This window comes from Rheinheimera baltica DSM 14885, from assembly GCF_000425345.1.
Classification (GTDB): Bacteria; Pseudomonadota; Gammaproteobacteria; order Enterobacterales; family Alteromonadaceae; genus Alishewanella; species Alishewanella baltica.
This window is the reverse complement of the sequence record NZ_AUDG01000104.1, coordinates 1-3,515: the sequence shown is the minus strand read 5'-3', so window position 1 is coordinate 3,515 and position 3,515 is coordinate 1. Positions and strand designations below refer to the sequence as shown.

Genomic DNA, 3,515 nt, shown 5'->3' with positions numbered 1-3,515 from the left:
AGCTGATCCAGTAATTGGTCTGTAATTGGCATTCTTTATCCCTTCTAAGGAGTTAGATAGAATGCCACTTACACAGTTTTTTTTACAGACTCCATTGACGCAAAATTCCAGTACCTTTTCTTGCTCTGCTATTTCTACATTTAGCCGGGAGGACCTCTCTTGCAACAGCTTTAACCTAGTGTACTCCTGCTTGATTGCTGCATTCAGCTTATCTTGGTTTTCAACAATTAGTTGTTGCAGTTCCTTCCCTAGTTTTGCTTTTTGTTCCAGCATCGAAGTGATAGCACTCACTTGTTCTAAATTAATACCATACTTGGCAAGTGCAGTTTCTACTGAATTTAGCAAATCGATTTTTTCATACAGCGCCTGCTCCCTTGCTGCAAACTCATTCTCTTTAGAGCTGACATAATCGTTAAATTTAGTTCGTTCAGACTCAAACATCTGCTGCCGGGCATAAAGCGAAGCTCTCTCACCTTCAACCCTATCAAGCATTCCAATAAGTTCGTGATTGTTGCTACGTGCCGAACTTATCGTCTCTTCCAGCGCAGTTAACTCCTGCTGCTTATCCAAAATCATAGCTTCTAGTTGGTAGAGTTTTGACGTAGTCGAACCTAGTAATTTGAGCTGGTGCAGCTCTATCGCTTCTTTGCCTTTATCAGATTGTAATTTCGATATATCTTTATATAAATTTCTCTCTTGTTTTTGATACTCCTGAACTTTCGACTTTAGTTCTGAGAGCTCTCGCCTTAAATCAGCGACCTCAGTGCGAAGGTTGTCCATCATTTCAATACCAAATGCAGACAACGGGTTTATCGAAATCCAGTAGTTCAGGCCTCCGGGTTCTTCAAACAAAACAGTGCGAATTCTTGATTCAACGTCTGCATCATTACGAACCGAAGACATGTCTATCTCGATACAGGAGAGCTTTTGCTGTTTATAAAAGGATATTTTTTCGTAATCACAAAAATGTGTAACAGCTATTTCAATAAGGTACTCATCACCGCCAGATGTGGCAATCAAATCCGGCACCCTGCCATGAACCATATTTTCTAACCGGACACTATCCAAATTAATTGGACGGTACTTTGTTCCATCTTCAGCCTTGAAATTAAGTGGCAGAAGCAACTTTAACTCCTGCTCTATTAGCTCTTTTGCTCTGATATGAATTTCAGTTTCAAGAGCGCTCTTACAGATGCGTTCATCACTTCCTTGATGCGCGAAATGCTTAGTAGGCTTCTTTGGCCCCCATCTCGCCATTAGTGGCTCACCACATCCGAAGCATGTACACTTACATGCAAGACCGTGATGAGATTCAGACAGATTCTCTACTTTTACAATTTGACCATCAGGACCTTTCGCTCGGGTTAGGTTAACACTCAACTTTTTTGCTCCAACATCAAAGATTGCACAACAGAATCAAAAAAACTCCGAACTCAGTTAAAATCGTGCGTCCCTTGTCTGATTGAGTGCTATTAATAATTAATTTTCCTTTTTTCTTTGCCTCTAACAATTGCCGACAAAATCGAGCTCCAGTCCGTTTCATAAGCGTCACATGGATTTTGTGGTAGTGCATATTCAGTTGCTATGTCTTGGTTTAAACAGCACCAGTTTACGTAATCTAACTCAGTAGAAATTAGAGCTAGGCTGCTCTCGTACACCAAGCAGGAAATAAAATCATTTAGCGAACAGGGAGCTTCAGGCCAATCAAAATTGTCCAAAGTTCTACCTTCATTGATTATCTTCTTTGCTGCGCTAAGAATAAAAAACCATGTAGTCATGTATACTTTTTCTGGCGATTTAGGCAGCTCTAACATTTCAAATCTAGATGGATGGCTGCTTACCCATTCATTGTAATCTTCATGGCCTCCTATGACCTCATTTAGTTCGTTTTCCGCAGCAATGAATCTAACAAAATCATCGTAACTGCAGTAGCCAGAAGTTTCATGAGCTGAATCTACTATCGTTTCATTTTTTTTAGTTTTTAGCTCTTCTTCATCTTGTTCATCCTGCTCAGATGGAAAGCCACGCAAATGCCCGACAAGTAAATTACTTATTTTCCTCCCTTTTTTTGTTCTGACCTCCAGAATGGGAGAATCAATCTGGGATATGTCTTTGATACCAAAACCGATTCCGTCAAGAAGTTGTTGATACCTTAGTTTTGCATTGTTGATAGTTGCATTGAGATATGGATCGTCAAGCGACGCTTCCTCCTCGACAGCACCTTCGTTCATAATTAATCGCTTATATCGCCTAAGGTATGCAGTTTTTAACCAAAAATGACGCTCTAGGTAGTCAAGATGAGGAACATCAGATGCTAAGCCATTACATTCTTTGCAAGCCCTTATAAGAGTCTTCTTAATGTCGGTATAATCTTCTGGTATTTTCACATTAAGGGCGGGCACATGATCCCATTCAAGCTGGTTCAAAATGTCGGGAGATCGGCCACAGTAGTGGCAAAACGAGTCGTCTTCATACAGAGACATCGGGTAGATCTTCTTGTAGCCAACGTTGTTAACTATTCGATGTGACATAACGAATCCATTTTGATAAAAATTGGTTTTCCGATAAGCAGTTTGCTCAGAATTGCTACCTACCCTGAGCCATTGACAGCCTTCGTGCTAATAGAGGACGCAGACTTCCTCAATAAACTCCCCGTTATACCAATGACCAAGGGATTTTCGCCCATTGGGTGTGGTTCTTATAAGAAAATCTGGGTAAAGCGGACTTGTGCCGTATAGCGTTTGTCCTTGAGACAGTAACTCTTGAGACAACGCCCCTGACTGACTGTCTCGTTCAACCTCTTCGGATAAGGCCAATACATCAAGTTCTGAAGTCACAGGTTTTCCTCCAATAATCCGGTTCAACTCATCCGACTAAATTGTGGTTGAGTTAATGCCATGTTTTGCGGCAAAAGACTGAAGTTTCTTGTCGTAAAACGACATTTCTCGCTTATGCCGACAGATGAACTTTAATGCGGTGGTTTCTTCATCATATATAGCACGAATGTCATTTTCACCTGCATCAATGGAGTAACTACCATCCACTAATCGATAGGCAGCACGCCCACCGACAAAGTTATCCTGAGCAAATGTAGACAGCACGACCTCAACTTGCTCTGGCGTTATTGCGTGGAATGCTGTGTGGCAATAGGGCATAGCTAAAACTCCTATATTGATAGCATTCAAGTATAGCTAACACTGCAGTATTGATAATTAACTTGAGCTAGATACTTTAACTTGAGCGGTTGCTTCTACATCGACTTGATTGCTCCACCCAATAAGCTTTGTAAACATCGCTTCCAGCTCACTCTCCAATTCAACAAATGCGTTCTCGTCCTCGAATTTGAAGACCTTTGCCGGCCTTTTGCGGAGGTACAAAATAATGGATACATATGTCCATAACCCAGCTCTTTTAGCGACGGCTGCGTATTTCGGGATGATCCGGCCAGCGATTTCGGCATGAGTCGGCCACCCATTTCGGTATCATCCGGCCACTGATTTCGGCCTCATCCGGCC

The 3,515-nt window shown here is 41.7% G+C and carries 3 protein-coding genes; all 3 read right to left on the bottom strand.

The window, feature by feature from the left end:
* On the bottom strand, positions 1-1,380 hold a 1,380-nt coding region (locus H595_RS23050; protein ID WP_205623272.1), incomplete at its 3' end, for a competence protein CoiA family protein.
* A 92-nt stretch (positions 1,381-1,472) separates the two neighbouring features.
* Positions 1,473-2,531, bottom strand: coding sequence for a hypothetical protein (locus tag H595_RS0119345; protein WP_027672622.1), 1,059 nt, complete (start codon positions 2,529-2,531; stop codon positions 1,473-1,475).
* Between the two features lie 342 nt (positions 2,532-2,873).
* Positions 2,874-3,155, bottom strand: coding sequence for a hypothetical protein (locus H595_RS0119340; protein ID WP_027672621.1), 282 nt, complete (start codon positions 3,153-3,155; stop codon positions 2,874-2,876).
* Positions 3,156-3,515 lie beyond the last annotated feature (360 nt).